The sequence below is a fragment of the Nocardioidaceae bacterium SCSIO 66511 genome, assembly GCA_023100825.1.
In the GTDB taxonomy this organism is placed as follows: Bacteria; Actinomycetota; Actinomycetes; order Propionibacteriales; family Nocardioidaceae; genus Solicola.
This window is the reverse complement of the sequence record CP095846.1, coordinates 4,282,079-4,306,108: the sequence shown is the minus strand read 5'-3', so window position 1 is coordinate 4,306,108 and position 24,030 is coordinate 4,282,079. Positions and strand designations below refer to the sequence as shown.

The following is a 24,030-nucleotide window of genomic DNA, read 5'->3' as shown; positions in this document are numbered from 1 at the left end:
GGCCCGCAATCATTCCCGTTAGGTCACTGGTGAAACATCGGCCGAGCGGTGGTGTCACACGGTGCCGGCGACTCGCTCGGACTTCGTGCGCAGTAGTTCCTGCTCGCGGGCATTGCGCGCCAGCGAGGCCGCCCGGTCTAGTTCGGCTCGTGCCTCGACGCCCCTGCCGAGGCGCGCGAGCAGGTCTCCACGGACGCTGGGCAGCAGGTGATACGACGCGAGCGTTGGGTCGCTTGCGAGGGAGTCGACGATCTGCAGGGCCGCCTCCGGTCCGTCGACTTCGGCGACCGCGACCGCACGGTTGAGCTCGACGATCGGCGACGGCATCAGGGCGCCGAGGCGGGCGTAGAGCCTGGCAATCGTCGGCCAGTCGGTGTCGGCGTACGTCGGAGCGTTCGCGTGGCAACCGGCGATCGCAGCCTGGAGAGCGTACGGACCGTCGCCTGCCTGCTGGACGGCGTCGAAGCCGCGCAGGATGAGTACGCGGCTCCAGCGGGTGCGGTCCTGATCGGCGAGTAGAACCGGCGCGCCGTCGGGGCCGGCGCGGGCAGGTATCCGCGCCGCCTGGAACTCCAGCAGGGCAGCGAGCCCGTGCACCTCGGGCTCGTCCGGCATCAGGCTCTGCAGTACGCGAGCAAGCCGGAGGGCGTCTTCGCACAGAGCGGGGCGTACGAGGTCGTCGCCGGAGGTCGCGGCGTAGCCCTCGTTGAAGATCAGGTAGATGACCTCGAGCACCGACGACAGCCGTGCCACCCGGTCGGCGCCGTGCGGCACCTCGAACTCGGCGCGCGACTCCGCGAGCTTGCGCTTCGCCCGGACGATCCGCTGGGCGACTGTCGGTTCCGAGCTGAGGTACGCGCGGGCGATCTCATCGGTGGTCAGGCCGCCGAGTAGTCGCAGGGTGAGCGCGATCCGCGACTGGCTCGGCAGCACCGGATGGCAGGCGGTGAAGACCAGCCGAAGCAGGTCGTCGTCGATGTCGTCGGGTTCGGTGACGTCTGGTGGCGGGATGTCCTCCAGCGATCTGCCGACCTCGGCGAGCTTCCGGGCGTACGTCTCCTTGCGGCGGACGAGGTCGATCGCGCGGCGTTTGGCGGTGGTCACGAGCCAGGCGCCCGGATTGTCCGGTACGCCCGACTCGGGCCACTGCTCGAGCGCCGCGACGAGTGCATCCTGCGCGAGCTCTTCGGCGATGCCGATGTCGCGCACGATGCGCGTTGCCGCGGCGATCACTCTGCTCGACTCGATGCGGAAAACCGCTTCGACGGTTCGGGTCGTCATCGCATCCGGCACGGCTTCATCTCAGCAGCCATGCGCTGCCGCGGCAAACGGCGATCAGTTCTCGTTGATCTCGCGTACCTCCGCCGTGCAGGGGCTGACCTGAGACTGGATCTCGATGAAGCGCCGCGCCCATTCGAGTGCCTCGGCCTTGTCCTTGGTTTGTACGACGGTGTAGCCGCCGACGACCTCTTTGCTCTCGGAGAACGGTCCGTCGGTGTAGGTGAGCTTGCCGTCGTCGCCGGCGATTCGGGTGCTCTCGGACGTCATCGTCAGCTCGGCCATGTCGAGCAGTACGCCGGCCTTGCTGATCTCCTCGAACAGCTCGCCCATCTGCTGCTGCAGCTCGGGGCTCGGTTCGCCGGTCGCGAGGTTCTGCTCGTCGTGGTGAACGATGGTGAGGAAGCGGGGCATGATGTCTCCTTCGGTCACGGCGCCGGGCGTTTCCCAGCGTCTCACCCGTGCGTCGATCGGGTTGAGGCGGAATCGACACCTCCCGCGAAGAAAGTTCGCGGACTTTTTGTCGTCGTGCGCCGCCGGCGACAACGAAAGGTCCGCAAACTCTCTCCGACCCGTCTCGGATCCGAGAACCGACCTGGCCGCAACGGCTGGCAGCTCTGCTTCGCGCGCGGTGCAATGGAGGCATGAGCGAAACCGTCCAGGTCGGTACCGGCCCGCTGAACCGCGCCGATGTCGTAGCAGTCTCCAGAGGTGGAGCCGCCGTTGCGTTGGACGATGCGGCCGTCGCAGCAATCGAGTCCGCCCGGAGCGTGATCGACAAGCTGGCCGCGTCGGCCACGCCCGCGTACGGGGTGTCGACCGGGTTCGGCGCGCTCGCCACGCGCCATATCGAACCCGCCAAGAGGACCGCGCTGCAGAAGAGCCTGATCCGCTCGCACGCGGCGGGCGCCGGACCCGCGGTGGAACGCGAGGTCGTACGCGCGCTGATGCTGTTGCGCCTGTCGACGCTGGCGACCGGGCACACCGGCGTACGACTGGAGACGGTGCGTGCGCTCGTCGCGCTGCTGAACGCCGACCTCACCCCGGTCGTGCACGAGTACGGAAGCCTCGGCTGCTCCGGCGACCTCGCGCCGCTCGCGCACTGTGCGCTGGCCCTGATGGGCGAAGGTGAGGTCACCGACTCGAGCGGCGCAGTACGCCCGGCCGCCGAGGCCATGCGTGAGCACGCCATCGAGCCGGTCGTGCTCGCTGAGAAGGAGGGTCTCGCGCTGATCAACGGCACCGACGGCATGCTCGGCATGTTGACGCTCGCCCTGAGCGATCTCGAGGTGCTGCTTCGTACCGCAGATATCGCCGCGGCGATGAGCATCGAAGGCCTACTCGGTACTGACCGCGTACTCGCCGCCGATCTGCAGGCGTTGCGTCCGCATCCTGGCCAGGCGCTCGCCGCGGCGAACATGCGGGCGGTGCTCGCCGGATCGCCGATCGTTGCGAGCCATCGCGGACCGGAGGACCCGCGCGTACAAGACGCGTATTCGTTGCGGTGCGCGCCGCAGGTACACGGTGCCGCCCGTGACACCGCCGCCCATGCGGTCACCGTCGCAGAACGCGAGCTGGCCGCCGCCATCGACAACCCGGTCGTACTCGCCGACGGCCGGGTCGAGTCGAACGGCAACTTCCACGGCGCGCCCGTGGGGTACGTGCTCGACTTCCTCGCGATACCGGTCGCAGACGTCGCCAGCATGTCCGAGCGGCGCACCGACCGGTTCTTGGATGCCTCTCGCAGCCACGAGCTGCCGCCGTTCCTCGCCGACGACCCGGGAGTCGACTCCGGTCACATGATCGCGCAGTACACGCAGGCCGCGATCGTTTCCGAGCTGAAGCGCATCGCCGTGCCCGCGAGCGTCGACTCCATCCCGAGCAGTGCGATGCAGGAGGACCACGTGTCGATGGGCTGGTCGGCCGCGCGCAAGCTGCGCAGAGCGGTCGATCTCCTGGGCCGGGTGTTGGCGATCGAGATCGTCACGGCCGCACGGGGCATCGACCTACGTTCGCCGCTCGAGCCCGCGGCCGCCACCGGGGCTGTCCTTCGCGTACTACGCGAGCAGGTCGAGGGCCCCGGCCCCGACCGTTTCCTCGCCCCCGACCTCGAAGCCACCACCGAACTCGTACGCAGCGGCGCCATCGTCGCAGCGGCGCAATCCGAAACGGGAGCCCTGTCATGACCAATCCGCCGACCGTCCGCGCGCCGAGAGGCACCACTCTGTCTGCCCAGAACTGGCAGACCGAGGCCCCGATGCGGATGCTGATGAACAACCTCGACCCCGAGGTCGCCGAGCATCCTGACGAGCTCGTCGTCTACGGCGGCTCGGGCAAGGCGGCGCGTGATTGGCCTTCGTACCACGCGATCGTACGAACGCTGCAGGGCATGAAGGCCGACGAGACGCTGCTCGTGCAGTCCGGTCGGCCGGTCGGCGTGATGCAGACCCACGAGTGGGCGCCTCGGGTGCTGATCGCGAACTCGAACCTGGTTGGCGACTGGGCGACCTGGCCGGAGTTCCGCAGACTCGAAGCCGCCGGCCTCACCATGTACGGGCAGATGACGGCCGGCTCCTGGATCTACATCGGTACGCAAGGCATCCTGCAGGGCACGTATGAGACGTTCGGCGCAGTTGCCGCCAAGCGCGGTGGCTCGCTGGCCGGCACGGTGACGCTCACGGCCGGACTCGGCGGGATGGGCGGCGCGCAGCCGCTCGCGGTCACGATGAACGGCGGCGTGTGCATCTGCGTCGAGGTCGATCAGTCGCGTATCGACCGGCGCATCGAGCACCGCTACCTCGATGTGCAGGCGGATTCGCTCGATGACGCGATCCGCCGGGCGGATGACGCGAAGCGTTCGCGTACGGCGCTGTCGATCGGTGTGCTCGGCAACGCCGCCGACGTGTTTCCAGAGCTGCTCGCGCGCGGCGTCGACATCGACATCGTCACCGACCAGACCAGCGCACACGACCCACTCGCGTACCTGCCCAGCGGAGTCGACTTCGAGGACTGGCATGCGCAGCGGGAGAAGTCACCGATGGACTTCACCGAACACGCCCGTGAGTCGATGGCGCGGCACTGCCAGGCAATGGTCGGGTTCCAGGACGCCGGTGCCGAGGTGTTCGACTACGGCAACTCGCTGCGTGCCGAGGCGCGAGAGGGTGGGTTCGAGCGTGCCTTCGAGTATCCGGGCTTCGTGCCTGCGTACATCAGGCCGTTGTTCTGTGAGGGCAAAGGACCGTTCCGCTGGGCCGCCTTGTCGGGCAATCCGGCCGACATCGCCGCAACGGACCAAGCGGTACTCGATCTGTTCCCCGATAACGACCATCTCGCACGGTGGATCCGGAAGGCACAGGACCGCGTGCAGTTCCAGGGCCTACCCGCCCGGATCTGCTGGCTCGGGTACGGCGAGCGCGAACTGGCCGGAGAGCGATTCAACGAGCTCGTCGAACGCGGCATCGTCGAGGCGCCGCTCGCAATCGGACGCGACCATCTCGACTGTGGCTCGGTCGCGTCTCCGTACCGCGAAACCGAGGGCATGCTCGACGGGTCCGATGCGATCGCCGACTGGCCGCTGCTGAACGCGATGGTCAACGTCGCATCCGGGGCGTCGTGGGTGTCGATTCACCACGGCGGAGGCGTCGGCATCGGCCGGTCGATCCACGCCGGTCAGGTCGTCGTGGTCGACGGCACGGACCTCGCGGCGGAGAAGGCGCGCCGCGTACTCAGCAATGACCCCGGCATGGGAGTCATCCGCCACGTCGATGCGGGCTACGAGCGTGCGGACGAGATCGCCGCAGACCGGGGCGTACGCGTGCCGATGGCCGAAGGCTGACCGAGGTCTAACGCGACGACGCCCCGACCGGAAACCGGTCGGGGCGTCGCTGCATAACTGAATCAGAGCGGGCGTACGTTCTCCGCCTGCAGGCCCTTCTGGCCCTGCGTGACGTCGAACTCGACCTTCTGGTTCTCGTCGAGCGTGCGGTACCCGTCAGCGACGATCGCCGTGTAGTGGACGAATACGTCAGCGCCGCCGTCGGCCTGCGAGATGAAGCCGAAGCCCTTCTCGCCGTTGAACCACTTGACTGTGCCTTGTGCCATTAATCTTTCCTTCTCAAATGCGATCTTCGGCCAGCAACAGTGCCGGCCTGGTGGCGGACCAGCCGCACCTCATGACGCATCTCGCAAAGGCCACAGGTCAAGGACCTGGACGGCACATCACAGCAGCGCCCGCGGACGAACCCGCGGGCGTTTTGAGAAACGTACGACGAACTGCTCATCACAACCGAGCCCAACTTAACATGAGACGGGCCGTCAGGACCCTGCGCGTACATGCGGGTCGGCATCGCCGGCCGGATATTGGACAATCGGGGCATGAGTTCCGTGCGTACGCCCGATCCGAACAACCCACCCGAGCCCGCAGGCGGCTGGCTGACAGAGGGCGAGCTCGCCGAAACTCGGTCACGGGTACCGATCCTGTACGTCGAGGCCGTACCCGTACGAGTCGACGCCGACGGCGCCGTCAGCGAGGTGGGTACGCTGCTGCGCGCATCGATGTCCGGCGAGATGACGCGCACGCTCGTATCCGGTCGTGTCTTGCACGGCGAAACCATTCGCGACGCGTTGCGTCGCCACCTCGAGAAGGACATCGGACCCGCTGCACTGCCGCAGATCCCCGCCAGCACCGTGCCGTTCGGTGTGGCCGAGTACTTCCCCTGGCCGGGTGAGTCGGTCTACTCCGATGAGCGTCAGCATGCCGTGGCACTCGCGTACGTCGTTCCGGTCAGCGGTGACTGCACGCCCGCCCAAGACGCCCTCGCCCTCGACTGGATGCGACCGCGCGACATCGCCCGCGAGGAAGTGCTCTCCGAGATGGAGGGCGGCCGCGGCGCGCTCGTCCGGCAGGCACTCGCGTCCGTCGGTCTGCTCGGCTGACTGCTCGTCGCCGATACGACCACGGCGACCCCGCACCTACGGGCGGAACCGGCCGCGGTGTACGACCTCGGTGAGGGGCTTGCGGGTGCGTCGGGTCGGTGACCCGGCGGCCCCGCCGTCGGCGGGGTGCCCGACGGCGATCGCGCCGATCGGGGAGTACACCCGCGGCACGTCGTACGCGGTGCGGAAAGCGTCGATGTGAGTCGGCGGAATGCCGAAGAAGCATGCGCCGAGGCCCTCGTCGACGGCGGTCTGCAGGATGAGCAGGGCGGCCATGCCGGTGTCGATGTCCCAGTACGGTGCCGGCCAGCGTGCCTCGTCGCGGTCGGTCCAGCCCTTGTCGGGTTGTGCGTACCGGTCGAGGTAGGCGGATTTGTTCGAGAGCGCGACGATGATCACCGGTGCGCGGCGCATGCCGGTCACCCAACCGTTGTTCGCGTCCGGGTCGGGTGACGTGACTTCCCAGAATCTCGCGATCTCCGCCGGCTCGTCGAGAACGACGAACGCCCAGCCCTGGCTGAAGCCTGCGTTCGGTGCGCGTACAGCGTTGCGCAGCATCCGGTCGACGGATCCGGGTGCGACCGGCCGTTCGGTGAAGTTCCGTACCATCCGTCGCTGTGCCACCACGTCCTGGAAGTCCATCCCCTGATTCTGCGCTGTCTCGCATCCGAGGCAGTGGCGAGCGTTACGGACTCGGGCCTTGCCCGGTACGTACGCGAGGATGGTGCCATGAGCCTGGAGCAGATGTGGGACGAGCTGCGCGACATCGGCCGTGACCCGCGTACCGGCGGCTACCACCGGTTCGCCTGGAACGACGCCGATCTGGAGTTGCGCAGCTGGTTCGCGTCACAGGCCGCCGAGCGCGGGCTCGACCTGACCGAGGACGGCAACGGCAACCAGTTCGCCTGGTGGGGAGACGCGACCGCTGGAGACGCCGTACTGATCGGCTCCCATCTCGACTCGGTTCCCGATGGGGGCGCGTACGACGGGCCGCTGGGGGTCGTCTCGTCCTTCGCGGCGGTCGATGACCTGCGTCAGCGCGGCATCAGGCCCGCCCGGCCCGTAGTGGTGGCGAACTTCGCCGACGAAGAGGGCGCTCGGTTCGGGATCGCCTGTGCGGGTTCGAGGCTGCTCACCGGCACGCTCGCGCCGGAGACCGCGCGGGCTCTGCGCGACCGCGACGGGCGCTCGTTGGACGAGGTGCTCCGCGACCGTGGCCGCGATCCAGAGTCGCTGGGTGCTGACGCCGAGTTACTCGGCCGGATCGGTACGTTCGTCGAACTGCATGTCGAGCAGGGTCGTGCGCTGGTCGACTCAGGTGACGCGGTGGGGGTCGCCTCCGCGATCTGGCCGCATGGGCGGTATCGGTTCGACTTCGCCGGAGAGGCGAACCACGCCGGTACGACCAGGATGGAGGATCGGCGAGATCCGATGCTGACCTACGCGATGACGGTCCTCGCCGCCAACAAGCAGGCGCGGCTGACTGGATCGCGCGCGACCTTCGGGCGGGTCGAGGTGCATCCGAACGGCACCAACGCGATCGCATCGCAGGTGACCGGCTGGATGGATGCTCGCGCTTCCGACGAAGAGACGCTCGACGACCTGATCGAACGGGTGTCTGCTCAGGCACGCCACCGCGCCGAACGCGACAGCACGTCGGTGGCGATGACCCCCGAGTCGACGAGCGCGATCGTCGGATTCGACCGCGAACTGCGCGACAGGGTCGCGAAGCTGCTCGGCGGGGCACCTGTACTTCCGACCGGTGCCGGTCACGACGCGGGGGTCCTCTCCACCTACGGAGTTCCGACCGCGATGCTCTTCGTACGTAACCCGACGGGCAACTCGCATTCGCCGGCCGAGTACGCCGAGTGGGACGACTGCATCGCCGGTGTCGAGGCCCTGTCTGCGGTCGTCGCAGATCTGGTCGGCGAGTGAGCGGCATGACTTACGAGGTCTCGGGTTTCGCGAACTGCCACAGTCACGTCTTTCACCGTGCGCTGCGCGGGCGTACGCACGGGGGTGGCGGTACGTTCTGGACCTGGCGCGACCAGATGTACGCGCTCGCGGGTGTGCTCGACCCCGACCTGTTGTACGACCTCGCGCGTGCCACGTACGCCGAAATGGCGCTGGCGGGCATCACGTCGGTGGGGGAGTTCCACTACGTGCATCATCAGCCCGATGGGCGTACGTACGACGACCCGAATGCGATGGGTGAGGCCGTCGTCGAGGCCGCCAAGGCCGTCGGCATTCGGATCGCCTTGCTCGACACCTGTTACTTGTCCGCTGGCTTCGGTCGCGAGGTCGAGGGCGTTCAGGAGCGCTACACCGACGGTGACGCGACCCGATGGGCCGAACGCGTGGACGCCTTAGACAGCAAGTACGCAGGGGATCCTGGAGTCGTCGTAGGCGCTGCTGTGCATTCGGTACGCGCGGTCCCGGTCGATCAGGTCGACGTCGTCTCGGAGTGGGCCGCGACCCGCGGTCGACCCCTGCACGTGCATCTGTCGGAGCAGCCGGCCGAGAACGAGGAATGCCTTGCCGTTCACGGTGTCACGCCGACCGCGCTGCTCGCCGAGCATGGGGTCTGGAATGCGAACGCGACCGCGGTGCACGCGACCCACCTCACGGCCGACGACATCTCCATCCTCGGCGCGGCCGGAGCCTACGCGTGCTTCTGTCCCACGACCGAGCGGGACCTCGCCGACGGGGTCGGCCCCTCTCGTGAGCTCGCCGAAGCGGGCGTGACGCTCACCCTCGGATCCGACAGCAATGCGGTCATCGACCCGTTCGAGGAGATGCGGGCAGTCGAGCTCGACGAGCGACTCGTCTCCGGCCGCCGAGGCACGTGGCAGGCGTCGGAGCTGCTCACAGCGGCGACGTACGACGGCCAACGCTCGTTGGGATTCGGCGACTCGACCGACCGGGTCGCGGTCGACTTTGGCTCGGTGCGACTCGCGGGAAGTGAACTCGGCCCGGATCCGCTGGTGTTCGCGGCCGCGCCGGACGACGTACGAGAGGTCGTAGTCGAGGGCACTGCGATCGTCCGCAGCGGTCGGCATACGACGATCGCCGACGTGGCGGGCGATCTCGATCGAGCGATCAAGGCATGCTGGGAGCGGGTATGAACGCGAGGGCGGAGCTATGAGCAGCATCCTGGTGACCGGAGCGACCGAGATCGTCACGAACGACCCGGCGCACGGCGAGGGGCTCGGCGTCGTGACCGACGGCGCGATGGTCGTCGACGGTGGGAGCGTGGCCTGGGTCGGTTCGAAGACCGCCGCGCCGGCTGCGGACGAGACCGTCGACGTGGCCGGACGCACGGTCATACCCGGGTTCGTCGACTCGCACAGCCATATCGTGTTCGCGGGCGACCGCTCCGAGGAGTTCGCCGCCCGGATGACCGGCCAGCCGTACTCCGCCGGCGGTATTCGTACGACCGTCGCCGCGACCCGCGCTGCGACCGACGAGCAGCTCGGTGGCCAGGTGGCGCGGTTCATCACCGAGATGGCACGACAGGGCACCACCACGGTTGAGATCAAGAGTGGGTACGGACTGAACATCGGCGACGAATCGCGTGCGCTCGCGGTCGCTCGCAAGTTCAGCGAAGAGACGACCTTCCTCGGCGCGCATATCGTTGCTCCCGAGTACGCCGACGACCCGGACGCGTACGTTGCGCTCGTCACCGGCGATATGCTCGACGCTTGCGCCGGTTACGCGAAGTGGATCGATGTGTTCTGCGAGCAGGGCGCGTTCGACGCCGACCAGGCGAGAACAGTGCTGCGGGCGGGTCAGGCAGCGGGACTTGCGCCGCGCATTCATGCCAATCAGCTCGGTCACGGGCCAGGCGTGTCGGTCGCCTGCGAGGTCGGCGCCGCCGCAGCAGACCACTGTACGTACCTGACCGACGCCGACATCGACGGAATGGCTCAGGCGGGTGTCGTCGCGACCCTACTGCCGGGAGTCGAGTTCTCCACTCGGTCGCCGTACCCCGATGCGCGCAGGCTGCAGGATGCGGGTGCGACTGTCGCGTTGGCGTCAGACTGCAACCCAGGCAGCTGCTTCACGTCTTCCATGCCGCTCTGTGTTGCGCTTGCAGTACGTGAGATGGGCATGTCGCCCGCGGAGGCGCTGTGGTCCGCGACGGCGGGCGGTGCGGCCGCGTTGCGGCGCAATGACATCGGCCGACTCGCACCCGGTGCGAACGCCGACTTCGCCGTACTCGATGCTCCGTCGTACATCCACCTGGCGTACCGACCGGGGGTGCCCCTCGTACACAGCACTTGGCGTCGCGGCCGCCGGGTGCATTAATCTACTCAGCCGACGCGGATGCCTTCGGCTTCTTCTTTTTCTTGTCGTCCAAGGCGTAGATGCGTTGCTGCAGGTCGATCGCGACGCGTACGACCGTGGTCAGCTCGTCGACCGCAGCGTCGAGCGGGTCGGCGGCGTCGCCCCATTGGGCCGGTGAGGTCTCGACCGGCGCTGGGAGGCCCTCGAGCAGGTCGTCGACCGCGACATCGCTCTTGCGGAGCCTGCGCGCGCGTTTGTCGACAACGGCATGCATGTGCGGGATGGCGAATGCGGCGGCCTCGAGGAACTCCTCGGTCGTCGGCATGTGGATCTCGTCGAGCTCGTCGTCGGGCGGTGACCCCGGGTCGACCGAGAGGTCGTCGAGGTCACCGACGACGTCGACGCCGGCCGCTTCGATCGCATCGCGACTGTGCTGGTTCGCGGACGCGGCGAACTTGCGCAGCGCGAAGTTGGTGGCTGCCCGCGGCTCGACGGATACACGCATTGCGAGAATCCGGTTTGCCAGCTCGGTTTTGACGGTCGAGCGTTCGGACACCGTGATGTCGCCCAGTGCGAGGTTGACCAATCGCACCAAGCCTGCCGACGCCTGCCCGATCGACTCGTTGTTCGTCGGCGGCGGGTTCGAGCACACCGCGGGGTCGACGCCGACCACCGACGCGAAGCGCTCCCAAAGCAGCGTACGAGAGGCTGTGGGCGGCGGGACGGTGACAACGTGGATGTGGTCGGCGGGCAGGAAAGCCAGCCAGCGTTGCAAGATCGTCTCGACGTCCTGTGCCCGACGAAACACCTTGTAGCCGTCCGACTCGACCTCTGGGCCGGCCATCACGTGCTCGGCGAAGTCGCGCCAAGCCTCGGTGTGGCCGTTGCGCACGGAGGTCTGCCACTGGGCCGGGATCACCCGGGCGGCGTCACGGACCGTGAGTACGACATGTGTGTCCGCGCCTTCGAGCGAGGAAAGGATGCGTTTGATACCCGGCTTGCGCGCAAAGCTCAGGAACTCCATCGAGACGATCGAGGCGCCACCGTCGTACGCGAGCATGCGGTCGGCCAGGCGCTGCCACCTACCTGCGGAGCGCTGGCGCACCCGGGGGTCGCCGACCATGTGGAGGACATCGCGCGTCGCGAGCACCTGCTCACCCCAGCCGCCCTCGACCGGGAACAGGTATCCGGCCCGGCCGAGCGACTCGGCATTGGCCTCCATCAGGTTCTGCAGGTACTTGGTGCCGGTCTTCATCGCGCCGATGTGCAGGAACACCGCCGGGCTGCTCACGCGTTTGCTCCCTTCGAGCTGCCCGTGGCCCGGAGTTTGATGCCGAGCTCGATGGCTTCGCGGCACATCGCCGTCAGATCGCTCACTGCTGCTTCGGCCGGATCGCCGGACTCCTTCCAGCGGACGAGCAGAGTGGATTCGTCGCGAGCGTCGGGAAGCGCGGCGAGCGTCTTGCGGGACGAGGCCTTGACTCCGGACTTGCGCAGCGTCTTCACCCGCTGGGCGACAGCCTTGCGCATCCGCGGCATCGCGTAAGCCGCCGCAGCCACGACGTCGTCGTCCGCCGGGGAGCTGAGCTCGACGTCGTCGAGCGACGGTGCCGGCGCCTCGACTGGGAGATCGTCGAGGTCGCCGATGACTCGTACGCCGCTCTCCTCGATCGCCGCGCGGGCGCGCGCGTTGGCTGCCGCGGCGAACTCGAGAAAGGCCGTGTTGACCGGAGCCTTGCCCTCGGTGGCGGCGCGGTCGCTCAGGATCTTGACCGCGAGAGTGTGCCGCATTGTCCCGCGGTAGTCCGAGATGTCGACATCGTCGAGCCGCTCGTTGATGCGACGGATCAGCTCTGCCGACGCGGCGCCGATCGACTCGTTGTTGCGCGGCGCCTCCTTGGACGCGACCGCGGGGTCGACGCCGATCGCCGTGGCGAAGCGCTCCCAGAGGAGGTGTCGCGGACTTCCCGGCCGGGGCAAGGTCACGACGGTGAAGCGCTCCGGCGGAATATGCGGCAGCCACGCGCTCAGCATCCGCGGAATGTCTTGGGTCCGTCGGAACGTACGCGCGCCGGCCGCCGAGTAGTCCGGGGGGTTGGCGATGATCTGGTTGACGAACTCGTGCCACGGGGTGGTGCGTTTGCTCTGCATCGCCTGCTGCCACTGCGCAGGGATCGCCGTTGCGGCATCGCGCACGGTCAGGATGCCGTGTACGGGGGCATCACCGAACGAGCCGGCGATCGTCCCGGCCAACCGACGCCGCGCAAAGCTGAGGAACTCCATCGAGAAGATCGCCGAATCACCTTCGTACGCGAGCATCTCGGCGACGACGCGGTCCCACTCGCCCTTCGCTCGGCGAAGCGTCACCTGGTCGGCGGTCATGTTCATGACGTCGCGTGCGGCCAGGGTCTGTGTATAGCGGCCGTTGTCCACCGGGAACAGGCATCCGGCCGCCGCGAGCTTGGGTGCATTGACCGTCATCAGTTCTTGCAAATGGGTCGTGCCGGTCTTCATGGCACCGATGTGCAGATGTACCGCGGGCGGCATTCCACTCCTCCGGGATCGAGGCCTACACACGACCCCCGGGAATCTACCAGCCTGACGGTCGGTCGTCCGCACCGACGGCCGGGCTTCACCTCCCGGTCTCGAAGCCGACTCGCGTTGGTCGCGAACCGGACTCGCGCTGTTAGAGTGGGCTGAAACCGACAGGGGAGCGCCAAGTGAGGCGCTGAGAGTGCGGATCAGCCGCAGACCCTTGAACCTGCACCGGTTAGCACCGGCGAAGGGAGTCTTTGGATGAGTTCTGCAACCACGTCCGGACGTACGTACGGCTATGGCGCGCTGTTCGCGTACCGCACCGTCGACATCGTCACGGTCGCCATGCTGGGGGTCGCCGTCGGCGTCGCGTTCTGGGGCTGGAACCAGCTGTACGCGGTGATCAGCGCGGCCACCACAGCGTTCCCGCCGAGCGGCGGCCTGCTCGCCGGTCCGTGGCTGCTCGGAGGCGTCGTCGGCGGGCTGGTCATTCGCAAGCCGGGAGCCGCGATCGTATGCGAGCTCATTGCCGCGAACGTCTCGTACCTGCTCGGCAACCAATGGGGTGCCAGCGTGATGGTCTCCGGGCTGCTGCAGGGTCTTGGCGTCGAGATCGTGCTCGCGATCTTCGTCTACAAGCGGTTCGGTGTCGTCGTTGCGGCACTCGGCGGTGCTCTCGCTGCGGCCGTGGAATCCGTGTACGAATGGTATTCGTACTTCCCGGACTGGGATCTCGGGTATCGGATCGCCTACCTCGGGATGTTCGTCGTCTCCGGTGTCGTCATCGCCGGCGTCGGCGGATGGGCGCTCGTACGTGCACTGGCGGCCACCGGTGTGCTCGATGCGTTCCCGGTCGGCCGCGAGCACCACGAACGCAACGTCGGCTGAGACCCAGATGAGGCGCGCGTACGCCCCGCAAGGTGTGACGCCCGTAGGAGCGACGCTCTCGGGGTTCGGCTGGCGTCCGGTGTCGCGTCGGCGCCAGGTGATCAGTGGCCTCGACCTGCGCGTCGACCCCGGCGAGCGGGTACTGCTGGCAGGTCCGAGCGGTTCGGGTAAGTCGACCGTGCTGCGCGCACTCGCCGGGGTGCTGGGTACGACGTCCGCTGGGGACCTGTCGGGCCGGGTCGACGTCGACGGTCGGGTCGGTCTGCTGCAACAGAACCCGCTCGACTCGACGGTCGCCGATCGGATCGGTCGGGATGTCGCTTTCGGCATGGAGAACGCCGGCGTCGCTCGGGCCGACATCTGGTCGCGTGTCGACGAGGTGCTCGCAGACGTACGACTCGCGTACCCGGTCCAGCATCCGACCCGTGCGCTTTCCGGAGGCGAGCGACAGAGGCTTGCGCTCGCCGGCGTGCTCGCCATGCGTCCCGGGATGCTGCTGCTCGACGAGCCGACGTCCATGCTCGATGACGTGACCGCCGCATCGGTACGGGAGGCGGTGCTTACGGTGGCCCGAGACAGCGGGGCGACCTTGGTCGTCGTCGAGCATCGCGTCGAGCCGTGGCTCGACGCGATGGACCGAGTCGTCGTACTCGATGACGGCGGCAATCTGATCGCCGACTGTGCGCCCGCGGAGTTCGTCCGCGACCACGGTCGTCGGTTGGGCGCGGCCGGGGTGTGGATGCCGGGTCTGCCCGCGCCGAGCCCGATGTCGGTGAGTGCACGGCTGGTCGAGCCGGCCGAGCAGCCGCGTCCGATCGCCGCCGAGAGGCTGCACGTCGACCTTCGTACCCGCACGATCCGTGGGGCGGTGCGAGCGAAGGCGTTACGCGGCGTCGACGCAGCGCTCGCTCCCGCGCGACTGACGGCGCTGACCGGACCGTCCGGGTCGGGCAAGTCGACGCTGATCGCGGCGTGTGCGGGTTTGGTAGCTCCAACAAGCGGTCGGATCGACGCCGGTGAGCCGAGGCCACCCCATCGGTGGCCGTCGGCGTACCTTGCCCGGCGGATCGGATGGGTGCCACAGACCCCTGAGCACGGATTCCTCACGTCGAGGGTGCGTGACGAGGTGACGCGTACGGCCCAGCACCTGGCCGTCGATGCCGACGCCGATGAGTTGCTCGAGCTGTTCGGTCTCTCGCCCCTCGCCGGTGCGAACCCGTACCAGCTCTCGGGTGGTGAGCAGCGGCGTCTCGCGCTCGTGGCAGCGCTCACCCATCGGCCGGCTGCGGTGCTGCTCGACGAGCCGACCGTCGGCCAGGACCGCAACACGTGGTCGGCGGTCGCCGGCTGGGTCGTGTCGGCGCGCAAGGCGGGCGTGACAGCGGCGGTTGCGACGCATGACACCGATCTGGTCGCGTTGTCCGACTCGCAGGTACGTCTGCGGGACGGTGTGGTCGAGTGAAAACCGTGCTGAGCCGGACGAATCCGCTCGTACTCATCGCGATCGGGTTGCTGGCACTGCCCGCGTCGTACGCGGTGCGATCGCTCCCGGTTGCGGCAGGTGCGCTCGTTGCTTACGTGGCCGCAGGGGCTGTGCTTGTACCTCGGTGGGAGGGGATCAGGCTGCGCATCGGCGTCGTCGTGTTCGCTGCACTCTCCGTCGTGTACTCGACCTGGCTGTTGGGCTCCCACGATGTCGAGGTCGCCGTCGTCGCGGGCGCGCGGATCCTGGTGCTCGCGCTTCCCGGTGCGGTGCTCGCGGCGTACGTCGATCCGACCCGACTGGCCGACCACCTCGGTCAGCAGCTACGTCTGCCGGCCAGGCCTGTAGTGGCGATGTCGGCGGCGTTCGGACGGTTCGAGCAGCTCGGTGAGGCATGGTCTCAGCTCGATCGCGCCCGGCGCGCTCGCGGGTTCGGGCCGACGCGCGGACCGGTCTCCCGAGCGCGTCATGCCGCGGGCCTCACCTTCGGACTGCTCGTCTCTACGATGCGCGACGCCACCAATCTCTCGGTGGCGATGGAGGCGCGCGGCTTCTCCGGTGCCCGCTCGCGTACCTGGGCCGAGCCCGCGCGATGGACGCCACTCGACTCGGCGCTGCTTGCGCTCGGTGTGGCGCTCGCTGCCCTGCCGGTGGTCATGTACTTCGCCGGCTGGTGACCGCGTCTCGCTCAGGTCGTCAGCGGGTCTCGAAGTTGGACATCATCATCATGTCCTCGTGCTCCAGGTTGTGGCAGTGCATGACGTACATGCCCGCGTAGTCCTCGAAGCGGATCGCGACCTCGACGGCTTCGCCCGGACGGATGTCAACGGTGTCCTTCCACCCTTCGTCGTACGGGCCCGGACCCGTACCGCCGCGGCGTAGGACCTGGAACGGGTCGAGGTGTACATGAACGGGGTGATGCACATCGGTGATGAACCGCCAGATCTCCACCTCGCCGAGTGTCGGCTTCGCATCCACCCGCTCGGGGTCGTACGGCTTGCCGTTGATCAGCCACATGTCGTCGTGGTCGGAGGTGATCGCTGCTTGGGTGAACTCGAACTCGCGGGTCACGGTGGCGGCGTCTGCGTCGAGCTCCTCGATCTCGCTCAGCCGGTCGGGGATGGCTGAGTCATCGTTGGCCTTTCGTACCACTCGGAACCGCATGACGTCCGCGGTCGAGCCGTCGCCGAGTCCGTTGCGCATCGTCACTGTGTCGCCGACGTCGTACCTCGCGAAGTCGATGATCACGTCGAACCGTTCGGCGGGCGCGATGACGATCTCCTCGAGTTCGTGCGGCTTTGCCAGGAGACCCCCGTCGGACCCGATCTGGATGAACGGATCGCCGTCCGCGGGGCCCGGGTCGAGCTGGAGCCGGTAGCGCCGGGCGTTCGAGGCGTTCAGGATGCGAAAGCGGTAGCGCGCCGCCTCGACCTCGAGCTCCGGCCACGGCGCGCCGTTGACCAACACGACATCGCCGAGTACGCCCGCCATGTAAGCGTCCTCGACGCCCGGCTCCTCGTGCATCGTCGGATCGAGTGCGGGGTACAGGAAAGTGCCGTCGCCGTCGAACGCACGGTCGGTGATCATCAGCGGGACGTCGCGATCGCCTTTCGGTAGCGGCAGCGCGTCCTCTTCGTCGTCATGGATGAGGTGGAAGCCGGCGAGGCCGTGGTAGACCGTCGGTCCGGTGAAGTCCATTCGGTGGTCGTGGTACCAAAGCGTGGCCGCGCGCTGCTTCATCGGGTACTCGTAGGCGAAGTGACCGTGCTTGACCTGACCGTTCGCCGCGTGACCGTGCGGCATCTGATGGCTGCCCTCGGGCATGATGAAGTCGATCGGGAACCCGTCGCTCTCCGACGGTGTGTGCCCGCCGTGCAGGTGGACGACGACCGGGATGTCGAGCTTGTTCGTATGGCGTACGACAGTGGGCGTGCCCGACCTGGACACGATCGTCGGCCCGGGGAACTCACCGTCGTAGCCGAGGATCGGGGTCTTCTTACCGGGCAGGATCTCTACCTCGGCGGTGCGTTGAGTGATCTCGACATGGTCCGCGCCGCCTCGCGACTGCGACTGCGCGACCCGCGGTATGGGTAGCGGAACGCTGAACGGCTTCGGCAACTCGGCGGTGCTGCTCAGCTCTGCGCCGGTCTGATACTCCTTGGTGAGCGCACAGCCCGGTAGTGCACTGGCGACGATGAGTCCGCTGGAGAGGCCGATGAAGCGGCGGCGGTCGATCGTCATTGCGGTGCTGCCTCCGGCTGCTTCGGCTTCCAGCGCAGTGACCAGATGAACATCAGCACCGTCGTGAGGATGATCGCGACACCCAGTGGGACGTGCAGACCGAGCGTTCGTGCGTACCCCATGCCGACCTGCAGGCCGTCGACGAAGAACAACACGACTGCCGCGAGGAAGGGCCAGATCGGCCCGCCACCGGGGAAGAAGAACAGTAGGCTCACCAGCCCTTGCAGCATCACGACGACCGTGAGGGAGCTGCCGATGGCGCCATGCAGCTCCATGGCGTCGAGGCTGCCGGACAGGTACATGCCTGCGAGGATCGACTGGGCGAACGCGAGCCCGGCATGCAGGCCGAGGACCACCACCAGGATCCAACGGAACGTCGCCTGTCCGCGCGCTTTACGCAGGCGGGGCGACTGCGGCCGGTACGGCTGTGGGCCGTACTCCGGTGCCGCTGGCTGCTGGGGCGCGTCACTCACAGTAGATGAGCGTACATGTAGCCGAGCTACATATCTAGGGTCTTCAGCGGCTCAGCGAACTCTCGTGCTCAATCCAGGACAGCTTCTGCGGGTTGGCGACGACGTACAAACCGGTCACCAGGCCGTCGTCGGTTCGCACGGTCACGACACCCTCGATCCGGCCGTCGAGCCGCAGGACCAATGCCGGATACCCGTTGACCTGAGCCGATTCGAGCGTGTGTCGCGCTGCGATCCTGGGGATCGCCAAGGCCAGTTGCTGTGCGACGACCTCTGCTCCGACGACCGGCGCCTTGGCTGCCGGCACCACGCCGCCGCCGTCGCCGAGGAACACGACATCCGGAGCGAGGATGTTGAGCAGGCCCTGTATCTCGCCCGTTTCGACCGCCAGCCGAAATGCACGCAAGGCGGCCTCCGCATCGGTCGGTGCGGCGATCCCGCGTGGTCGGCGGGCGGCGATGTGGCCCCGGGCCCTGTGCGCGATCTGGCGAACCGCATCGGGGCGCTTGCCGACGGCCTCCGCGATCTCGTCGTACTCGAACTCGAACACCTCGCGGAGTACGAAGACTGCGCGTTCGGTCGGGCCGAGTGTGTCCAGTACCAGCAGCATCGCCATCGAGACGTTGTCCGCGAGCTCGACGTCCTCGGCGACATCGGGAGACGTGAGCAGCGGCTCGGGCAGCCACGGCCCTACGTACGACTCCTTGCGGCGGCGGAGCGTACGCAGTCGGGTCAACGCTTGTCGAGTGGTCATCCGGGCCAGGTACGCGCGGTGGTCGCGTACTTCGTCGAGGGCGACGCCGTGCCAACGCAGCCAGGTCTCCTGGAGTACGTCCTCGGCGTCCGCCGCCGAGCCGAGCATCTCGTACGCGATCGTGAAGAGCAGGTTGCGGTGGGCGACGAACGCATCGGTTGCGCGGTCTCCGGTCGGGCTGTCGGGCACTGCGGCCATGTGTTGATCCTCTGCCTTCGATGGTTTCGCTCACAAGACACCGCCCGACGCCCACCTGTGACATCAGGCCTCGAGTGGGGTCCGTCACGGTCGCGTCGTGTCACGCAGATCGCCCGGGCGGCGTCTCGTGTGCATCCCAACGATCGCTGACCAGGAGGACCACGACATGGAACCCCGTTTCGACTTGAACGCCAACGGACTCGGCGCAAGACTCGGCAAGCGATTCGCAGCGGCCAGTCAGCTGATCCTGGAGTCGTCTCTGCCGTTCTTGACCACGGAGCTCGTCTCCTTGCGTACGAGCCAGATCAACGGCTGCGGCTTCTGCGCCGATATGCACACCAAGGAGGCCGCGGCCGCGGGCGAGACCTCACTGCGGCTGAACCTGGTCGCCACTTGGCGCGAGTCGACCGTCTTCACCGAACCCGAACGAGCCGCGCTCGCCTTGGCCGAGGAGGTCACGCGCTTCGCCGACGCCGATGCCGGGGTATCAGAGGAGGCTTGGAGCCACGCCCGCGAGCACTATGACGACGATCAGCTGGCCGCCTTGCTGTACCTGATCGCGATGGTCAACGCCTCGAACCGTCTCCTGGTCAGCACCCGCACGAAGGGCGGTGCGTACGAAGCGGGCTCGTTGGCGCCGGCACCCGCCTGATCTGGACTCCTCGACCCACCCCGGACCTGGGAATACTTGCGCCATCCGCTAAGTTGATACGTACAGACTCAAGTGATCTGCCGGCGACCGCGCAGCCGCGACAGCATTGAGTCACCCAGACGCAAGTACGAAGTTCGGCGCTGGTGTTCAGCGCCCAGTTCCAGGAGGAGATCTCATGGCCCGTGCGGTCGGAATCGACCTCGGTACGACCAACTCGGTCGTCGCCGTGCTCGAAGGTGGGGAGCCCACCGTCATTGCCAACGCCGAGGGAGCGCGTACGACCCCTTCGGTCGTCGCATTCACCAAGACCGGTGAGGTGCTCACCGGTGAGGTCGCCAAGCGCCAAGGCGTCACCAACGTCGATCGCACGATCCGGTCGGTCAAGCGCCACATGGGCACCGACTGGAAGGTCGACATCGACGACAAGGAGTTCACCGCTCAGCAGATCTCGGCGTTCGTGCTGCAGAAGCTCAAGCGCGACGCCGAGGCGTACCTCGGCGAACCCGTGACCGACGCCGTCATCACCGTGCCTGCGTACTTCAACGACGCGCAGCGCCAGGCCACCAAGGAGGCCGGCGAGATCGCCGGCATGAACGTCAGCCGTATCATCAACGAGCCGACCGCGGCCGCGCTGGCGTACGGGCTCGACAAGGGCGAGACCGAGCAGACCATCCTGGTCTTCGACCTCGGCGGCGGTACGTTCGACGTCTCCCTGCTCGAGATCGGCGAGGGCGTTGTGGAGGTCAAGGCGACCAGCGGCGACAACCACCTCGGCGGCGATGACTGGGACCAGAAGGTCACCGACTGGATCGTCGAGAAGTTCAAGGCGAGCAGCGGCATCGACCTCACCAAGGACAAGATGGCGATGCCACGTGTCCGTGAGGCCGCGGAGCGCGCCAAGATCGAGCTGTCCAGCAGCCAGTCGACCTCGATCAACCTGCCGTACATCACCGTCGACGCCGAGAAGAACCCGATGTTCCTCGACGAGACGCTGACCCGTTCGGAGTTCGAGCGCATCACCAGCGACCTGCTGGAGCGTACGAAGGCACCGTTCCACAACGTGATCAAGGACGCCGGCATCAAGCTCGGCGACATCAAGCACGTTGTCCTGGTCGGCGGCTCCACCCGGATGCCCGCCGTGACCGATCTCGTCCGCGAGCTCACCGGTGGCCAGGAGCCCAACAAGGGCGTCAACCCCGATGAGGTCGTGGCCGTGGGCGCCAGCCTGCAGGCAGGTGTGCTCAAGGGCGAGGTCAAGGACGTCCTGCTCCTCGACGTCACGCCCCTGTCGCTCGGTATCGAGACCAAGGGCGGCGTCATGACCAAGCTCATCGAGCGCAACACCACCATTCCGACGAAGCGCTCGGAGACCTTCACCACGGCCGACGACAACCAGCCGTCCGTCGCGATCCAGGTCTATCAGGGCGAGCGTGAGATGGCCTCGCACAACCAGCAGCTCGGCACATTCGAGCTGACCGGTCTGCCGCCGGCGCCGCGTGGCGTGCCGCAGATCGAGGTCACCTTCGACATCGACGCCAACGGCATCGTGCACGTGTCCGCGAAGGATCGCGGCACCGGCAAGGAGCAGTCGATGACGATCACCGGCGGCTCTGCGCTCAGCAAGGACGACATCGACCGGATGGTCAAGGACGCCGAGCAGTACGCCGAGGAGGACCGCCAGGCCAAGGAGGCCGTCGAGGTCCGCAATCAGGCCGACACCCTCGTTCACTCGACGGAGAAGTTCGTCGCCGAGAACGACGACAAGATCAGCGACGAGGTGAAGACCGAGGTCAAGGCCGACGTAGACGCGCTGAAGGAGGCGCTCGGCGGTGAAGACATCGAGGCCGTGAAGTCCGCCGTGACCAAGCTCGGCGAGTCCAGCCAGAAGATGGGCGCTGCGATGTACGCCGACCAGGCCGCGGCCGGTGACGCCGCAGGCGCGGGCGACGCGACCGGTGCGTCGGACGAGAGCACCGAGGACGAGGATGTCGTCGACGCCGAGATCGTCGATGACGACGCCGGCGAGGGTGAGCAGAAGTGACCCAGCCAGGACCCGAGCAGACGCCGGAGGATCCGGTCGGCGCGGAGGCGCCGGCCGGGTCCGGTCCCGACGGTGTCTCCGATGAGGCGCCGTCGGCGGAGAGCCCGGAGCCCACTTCGGATCAGGTGACGAGCGAGGAACCGGCAGAGCCGGCATCGCCGGAGCAGCAACTCGCTGAGCGTACGGCCGACCTGCAGCGGTTGCAGGCCGAGTACGTCAACTACAAGCGGCGAGTCGACCGTGACCGCAAGGCCGATCACGAGCGTGCAATAGCCCGGGTGATCACCCAGCTGCTGCCGATCCTCGACGACATCGACCGTGCCCGCGAGCACGATGAGCTCGACGGCGGGTTCAAGTCCGTCGCCGAATCGATCGTGCAGGTGACGCGTTCGTTCGGCCTCGAGCCGTTCGGCGCGGAGGGCGAGGCGTTCGACCCGATGCTGCACGAGGCGCTGCACATGGACCACTCCGACGACGTCAGCGAGCCGAGCATCAGCAAGGTGGTGCAGTTGGGCTACCGCATCGGCGATGGTGTGCTGCGGCCGGCGCGCGTACTCGTCGTGGCGCCACAGGAATAGCCAACGACGCTTGATACTGAGCAGAGGTCGCGCCAATAGGGGGCGTGGATCAGGGCGCGGGTCATCCGCGCCCGATCTGGCAAGGCCGACGAACGAAGGTGCACTATGAATCGTTCTGCGAGTGAGGAGAACGCCGCCAGACGGGATGCGGGGAGCCGCGAGCCCGCGGCCTCTGTTGGCGGGACCTCTAAAGGAGGTGGATCGTGAGCAACGGTGAGTGGGTCGAGAAGGACTTCTACAAGATCCTCGGCGTCGAGAAGGACGCGTCGGCCGACGACATCAAAAAGGCATACCGCAAGCTCGCGCGTGAGAACCACCCCGACTCCAACCCGGATAACAAGAAGGCCGAGGAGAAGTTCAAGGCCGTCTCCGAGGCGTACTCCGTACTCTCCTCACCGGAGAAGCGTAAGGAGTACGACGAGCAGCGCTCGATGTTCGCCGGCTTCGGCGGGCAACGGCAAGGTGGCGGCGGCGGATTCGGCTTCCCCGGTGGCGGAGGCTCCGGCGGAGGTTTCGACATCTCCGACCTGTTCGGCGGCATCTTCGGCGGTGGCGGCGGTACGACGCGTACGCGTACGTCCGCGCCACCTCGCCGCGGAGCCGACGTCGAGACCGAGGCGACCATCAGCTTCGAGCAGGCCGTCGAAGGGGTCACTGTCCCGTTGCGGATGACCAGCGACGAGCCGTGCCCTTCGTGTCACGGCACGGGCGCTCGCGCGGGTACGGTGCCGCATGTGTGCCCCAACTGCGATGGCAGCGGGATGCAGACGAGTGCGTCCGGCGGTGTGTTCTCGATGACCGAGCCGTGCACGGTCTGCCGCGGGCGCGGCATGGTTGTCGATGATCCGTGTCCGACGTGTCACGGATCGGGTCGGGGTACGTCGAGTCGCACCATGCAGGTACGCATCCCGGCCGGGGTGAAGGATGCTCAGCGCATCCGGCTCCGCGGCAAGGGTGCGGCCGGCGAGCGCGGCGGGCCAGCCGGCGACCTCTACGTGACAGTGCACGTCGCTGGGCACAAGCTGTTCGGCCGACGTGGCGACAACCTGACGATCACCGTGCCGGTCACCTTCGACGAGGCGGCGCTCGGCACGACCATCAAGGTGCCGACGCTGCACGGAGCGCCGGTGTCGCTCAAGCTCCCGCCGGGCACTCCGAACGGCCGTACGTTCCGGGCGAAGGGCAAGGGTGCTCCGCGCAAGGACGGTTCCCTCGCCGATCTCCTGGTGACGGTCGAGGTGGTCGTACCCTCCAAGCTCGCCGCCGACGAGCAGGCCGCTGTCCAGGCCTACCGCGATGCGCGCAAGGGCGAAGACCCACGAGCCGATCTGTTCGGAGCAGGTGCATGACGATGGCCGACTTCACGCCGCCTGGGCCCGAGGCGAAGGTCTTCGTGATCAGTGTCGCCGCGGAGCTCTCGGGGCTGCATCCGCAGACGCTTCGTACGTATGACCGGCTCGGCATCGTGAGCCCGGGTCGTACGGGCGGTGGCGGCAGGCGCTACTCGCTCAGCGACATCGAGTTGCTCCGTGACGTCGCTCGGCTCACCGCCGAGGGTCTCGGGCTCGAGGGCGTCAAGCGCGTACTCGAGCTACAGCACACCGTGCGCACACTGCGCGATCGCGTGGCTGCGCTGGAGTCCGAGCTCGCGGCCGCCCATGAGGCGATGGCGTCGACGCCCAACCTCCCG

Annotated in this window: 22 protein-coding genes, 1 pseudogene and 1 riboswitch; of the genes and pseudogenes, 14 read left to right on the top strand and 9 right to left on the bottom strand. The window is 67.7% G+C overall.

What is annotated here, in order from left to right; translation table 11 throughout:
- Nucleotides 1–54 precede the first annotated feature (54 nt).
- On the bottom strand, nt 55–1,281 hold the full coding sequence (locus MU582_20440) for an RNA polymerase sigma factor (GenBank protein ID UPK74775.1): 1,227 nt from the start codon (nt 1,279–1,281) through the stop codon (nt 55–57).
- A 54-nt stretch (nt 1,282–1,335) separates the two neighbouring features.
- Entirely contained in the window at nt 1,336–1,692 is a 357-nt protein-coding gene (locus tag MU582_20435; GenBank protein UPK74774.1) for a YciI family protein, read from the bottom strand.
- Nucleotides 1,693–1,922: 230 nt separating this feature from the next.
- On the opposite strand from MU582_20435, the gene hutH reads away from it, so the two are divergent.
- Nucleotides 1,923–3,464: a histidine ammonia-lyase gene (gene hutH, locus MU582_20430; GenBank protein UPK74773.1), complete on the top strand. Its 1,542-nt coding sequence runs from the start codon at nt 1,923–1,925 to the stop codon at nt 3,462–3,464.
- Nucleotides 3,461–5,113 (top strand): urocanate hydratase, encoded by a 1,653-nt coding sequence (locus MU582_20425; protein UPK74772.1) that lies wholly within the window; start codon nt 3,461–3,463, stop codon nt 5,111–5,113. Before hutH ends, MU582_20425 begins: the two co-directional genes overlap by 4 nt.
- Before the next feature lie 62 nt (nt 5,114–5,175).
- Here MU582_20425 and MU582_20420 read toward each other — a convergent pair whose 3' ends face one another.
- Nucleotides 5,176–5,379, bottom strand: a complete 204-nt coding sequence (locus tag MU582_20420; protein UPK74771.1) for a cold-shock protein — start codon at nt 5,377–5,379, stop codon at nt 5,176–5,178.
- Nucleotides 5,380–5,652: 273 nt separating this feature from the next.
- Between MU582_20420 and MU582_20415 the strand changes: the two genes are divergently transcribed.
- Nucleotides 5,653–6,213 (top strand): NUDIX hydrolase family protein, encoded by a 561-nt coding sequence (locus tag MU582_20415; GenBank protein ID UPK74770.1) that lies wholly within the window; start codon nt 5,653–5,655, stop codon nt 6,211–6,213.
- 36 nt (nt 6,214–6,249) lie between these two features.
- On the opposite strand, the gene MU582_20410 is transcribed toward MU582_20415, so the two are convergent.
- Nucleotides 6,250–6,855, bottom strand: a complete 606-nt coding sequence (locus MU582_20410) for a nitroreductase family protein (protein UPK74769.1) — start codon at nt 6,853–6,855, stop codon at nt 6,250–6,252.
- An 87-nt stretch (nt 6,856–6,942) separates the two neighbouring features.
- On the opposite strand from MU582_20410, the gene MU582_20405 reads away from it, so the two are divergent.
- The 3 genes from MU582_20405 to hutI are packed head-to-tail and all read left to right on the top strand — an operon-like array spanning nt 6,943 to nt 10,521.
- Nucleotides 6,943–8,148, top strand: a complete 1,206-nt coding sequence (locus MU582_20405; protein ID UPK74768.1) for an allantoate amidohydrolase — start codon at nt 6,943–6,945, stop codon at nt 8,146–8,148.
- Between the two features lie 5 nt (nt 8,149–8,153).
- Nucleotides 8,154–9,338, top strand: coding sequence for a formimidoylglutamate deiminase (locus tag MU582_20400; protein ID UPK77210.1), 1,185 nt, complete (start codon nt 8,154–8,156; stop codon nt 9,336–9,338).
- A gap of 16 nt (nt 9,339–9,354) precedes the next feature.
- Nucleotides 9,355–10,521, top strand: a complete 1,167-nt coding sequence (hutI, locus tag MU582_20395) for an imidazolonepropionase (GenBank protein UPK74767.1) — start codon at nt 9,355–9,357, stop codon at nt 10,519–10,521.
- Between the two features lies 1 nt (nt 10,522).
- Here the strand turns inward: hutI and MU582_20390 are convergent, their stop codons facing one another.
- Nucleotides 10,523–11,791, bottom strand: coding sequence for a hypothetical protein (locus MU582_20390; protein ID UPK74766.1), 1,269 nt, complete (start codon nt 11,789–11,791; stop codon nt 10,523–10,525).
- Nucleotides 11,788–13,047, bottom strand: a complete 1,260-nt coding sequence (locus MU582_20385; GenBank protein ID UPK74765.1) for a hypothetical protein — start codon at nt 13,045–13,047, stop codon at nt 11,788–11,790. Before MU582_20385 ends, MU582_20390 begins: the two co-directional genes overlap by 4 nt.
- Nucleotides 13,048–13,197: 150 nt before the next feature.
- Nucleotides 13,198–13,305: riboswitch (TPP riboswitch) on the top strand.
- Here MU582_20385 and MU582_20380 point away from each other — a divergent pair.
- The 3 genes from MU582_20380 (at nt 13,297) to MU582_20370 (ending at nt 16,083) form a co-directional block, all read left to right on the top strand.
- Nucleotides 13,297–13,923 carry an ECF transporter S component gene (locus MU582_20380; GenBank protein ID UPK74764.1) on the top strand — a complete coding sequence of 209 codons (627 nt, stop codon included), beginning with the start codon at nt 13,297–13,299 and terminating at the stop codon, nt 13,921–13,923. It overlaps the preceding riboswitch by 9 nt.
- Before the next feature lie 7 nt (nt 13,924–13,930).
- A complete protein-coding gene (locus MU582_20375; GenBank protein ID UPK74763.1) occupies nt 13,931–15,385 on the top strand; it encodes an ATP-binding cassette domain-containing protein in 1,455 nt (484 codons plus the stop codon).
- A complete protein-coding gene (locus MU582_20370; protein UPK74762.1) occupies nt 15,382–16,083 on the top strand; it encodes an energy-coupling factor transporter transmembrane protein EcfT in 702 nt (233 codons plus the stop codon). Before MU582_20375 ends, MU582_20370 begins: the two co-directional genes overlap by 4 nt.
- Nucleotides 16,084–16,102: 19 nt before the next feature.
- On the opposite strand, the gene MU582_20365 is transcribed toward MU582_20370, so the two are convergent.
- The 3 genes from MU582_20365 to MU582_20355 are packed head-to-tail and all read right to left on the bottom strand — an operon-like array spanning nt 16,103 to nt 19,069.
- On the bottom strand, nt 16,103–17,647 hold the full coding sequence (locus MU582_20365; protein ID UPK74761.1) for a multicopper oxidase family protein: 1,545 nt from the start codon (nt 17,645–17,647) through the stop codon (nt 16,103–16,105).
- Nucleotides 17,644–18,120 (bottom strand): hypothetical protein, encoded by a 477-nt coding sequence (locus MU582_20360; GenBank protein UPK74760.1) that lies wholly within the window; start codon nt 18,118–18,120, stop codon nt 17,644–17,646. The genes MU582_20365 and MU582_20360 overlap by 4 nt, the downstream gene beginning before the upstream one ends.
- Before the next feature lie 43 nt (nt 18,121–18,163).
- The gene (locus MU582_20355; GenBank protein ID UPK74759.1) at nt 18,164–19,069 is read right to left on the bottom strand and encodes an RNA polymerase sigma-70 factor; all 906 of its coding nucleotides are present in this window, start codon (nt 19,067–19,069) and stop codon (nt 18,164–18,166) included.
- 166 nt (nt 19,070–19,235) lie between these two features.
- Between MU582_20355 and MU582_20350 the strand changes: the two genes are divergently transcribed.
- The 5 genes and pseudogenes from MU582_20350 to MU582_20330 all read left to right on the top strand — a co-directional run bounded on the left by MU582_20350 (nt 19,236) and on the right by MU582_20330 (nt 23,934).
- Nucleotides 19,236–19,721, top strand: coding sequence for a carboxymuconolactone decarboxylase family protein (locus MU582_20350; GenBank protein ID UPK74758.1), 486 nt, complete (start codon nt 19,236–19,238; stop codon nt 19,719–19,721).
- 175 nt (nt 19,722–19,896) lie between these two features.
- On the top strand, nt 19,897–21,762 hold the full coding sequence (gene dnaK / locus MU582_20345) for a molecular chaperone DnaK (GenBank protein UPK74757.1): 1,866 nt from the start codon (nt 19,897–19,899) through the stop codon (nt 21,760–21,762).
- On the top strand, nt 21,759–22,340 hold the full coding sequence (grpE, locus tag MU582_20340) for a nucleotide exchange factor GrpE (GenBank protein ID UPK74756.1): 582 nt from the start codon (nt 21,759–21,761) through the stop codon (nt 22,338–22,340). Before dnaK ends, grpE begins: the two co-directional genes overlap by 4 nt.
- Nucleotides 22,341–22,543: 203 nt before the next feature.
- Nucleotides 22,544–23,689, top strand: a complete 1,146-nt coding sequence (gene dnaJ, locus MU582_20335; GenBank protein UPK74755.1) for a molecular chaperone DnaJ — start codon at nt 22,544–22,546, stop codon at nt 23,687–23,689.
- Between the two features lie 2 nt (nt 23,690–23,691).
- Nucleotides 23,692–23,934, top strand: a pseudogene (locus MU582_20330) (MerR family transcriptional regulator).
- Nucleotides 23,935–24,030: the final 96 nt, after the last annotated feature.

What these genes read in the sequence shown, in the direction of transcription:
- hutI (UPK74767.1), top strand. Translation starts at nt 9,355, where the DNA reads ATGAGCAGCATCCTGGTGACCGGAGCGACCGAGATCGTCACGAACGAC.
- dnaK (UPK74757.1), top strand. Translation starts at nt 19,897, where the DNA reads ATGGCCCGTGCGGTCGGAATCGACCTCGGTACGACCAACTCGGTCGTC.
- hutH (UPK74773.1), top strand. Translation starts at nt 1,923, where the DNA reads ATGAGCGAAACCGTCCAGGTCGGTACCGGCCCGCTGAACCGCGCCGAT.
- MU582_20355 (UPK74759.1), bottom strand. Translation starts at nt 19,069, where the DNA reads ATGGCCGCAGTGCCCGACAGCCCGACCGGAGACCGCGCAACCGATGCG.
- MU582_20400 (UPK77210.1), top strand. Translation starts at nt 8,154, where the DNA reads ATGACTTACGAGGTCTCGGGTTTCGCGAACTGCCACAGTCACGTCTTT.
- MU582_20375 (UPK74763.1), top strand. Translation starts at nt 13,931, where the DNA reads ATGAGGCGCGCGTACGCCCCGCAAGGTGTGACGCCCGTAGGAGCGACG.
- MU582_20365 (UPK74761.1), bottom strand. Translation starts at nt 17,647, where the DNA reads ATGACGATCGACCGCCGCCGCTTCATCGGCCTCTCCAGCGGACTCATC.
- MU582_20440 (UPK74775.1), bottom strand. Translation starts at nt 1,281, where the DNA reads ATGACGACCCGAACCGTCGAAGCGGTTTTCCGCATCGAGTCGAGCAGA.
- MU582_20410 (UPK74769.1), bottom strand. Translation starts at nt 6,855, where the DNA reads ATGGACTTCCAGGACGTGGTGGCACAGCGACGGATGGTACGGAACTTC.
- MU582_20425 (UPK74772.1), top strand. Translation starts at nt 3,461, where the DNA reads ATGACCAATCCGCCGACCGTCCGCGCGCCGAGAGGCACCACTCTGTCT.
- MU582_20380 (UPK74764.1), top strand. Translation starts at nt 13,297, where the DNA reads ATGAGTTCTGCAACCACGTCCGGACGTACGTACGGCTATGGCGCGCTG.
- MU582_20405 (UPK74768.1), top strand. Translation starts at nt 6,943, where the DNA reads ATGAGCCTGGAGCAGATGTGGGACGAGCTGCGCGACATCGGCCGTGAC.
- MU582_20350 (UPK74758.1), top strand. Translation starts at nt 19,236, where the DNA reads ATGGAACCCCGTTTCGACTTGAACGCCAACGGACTCGGCGCAAGACTC.
- MU582_20385 (UPK74765.1), bottom strand. Translation starts at nt 13,047, where the DNA reads ATGCCGCCCGCGGTACATCTGCACATCGGTGCCATGAAGACCGGCACG.
- MU582_20420 (UPK74771.1), bottom strand. Translation starts at nt 5,379, where the DNA reads ATGGCACAAGGCACAGTCAAGTGGTTCAACGGCGAGAAGGGCTTCGGC.
- MU582_20435 (UPK74774.1), bottom strand. Translation starts at nt 1,692, where the DNA reads ATGCCCCGCTTCCTCACCATCGTTCACCACGACGAGCAGAACCTCGCG.
- MU582_20415 (UPK74770.1), top strand. Translation starts at nt 5,653, where the DNA reads ATGAGTTCCGTGCGTACGCCCGATCCGAACAACCCACCCGAGCCCGCA.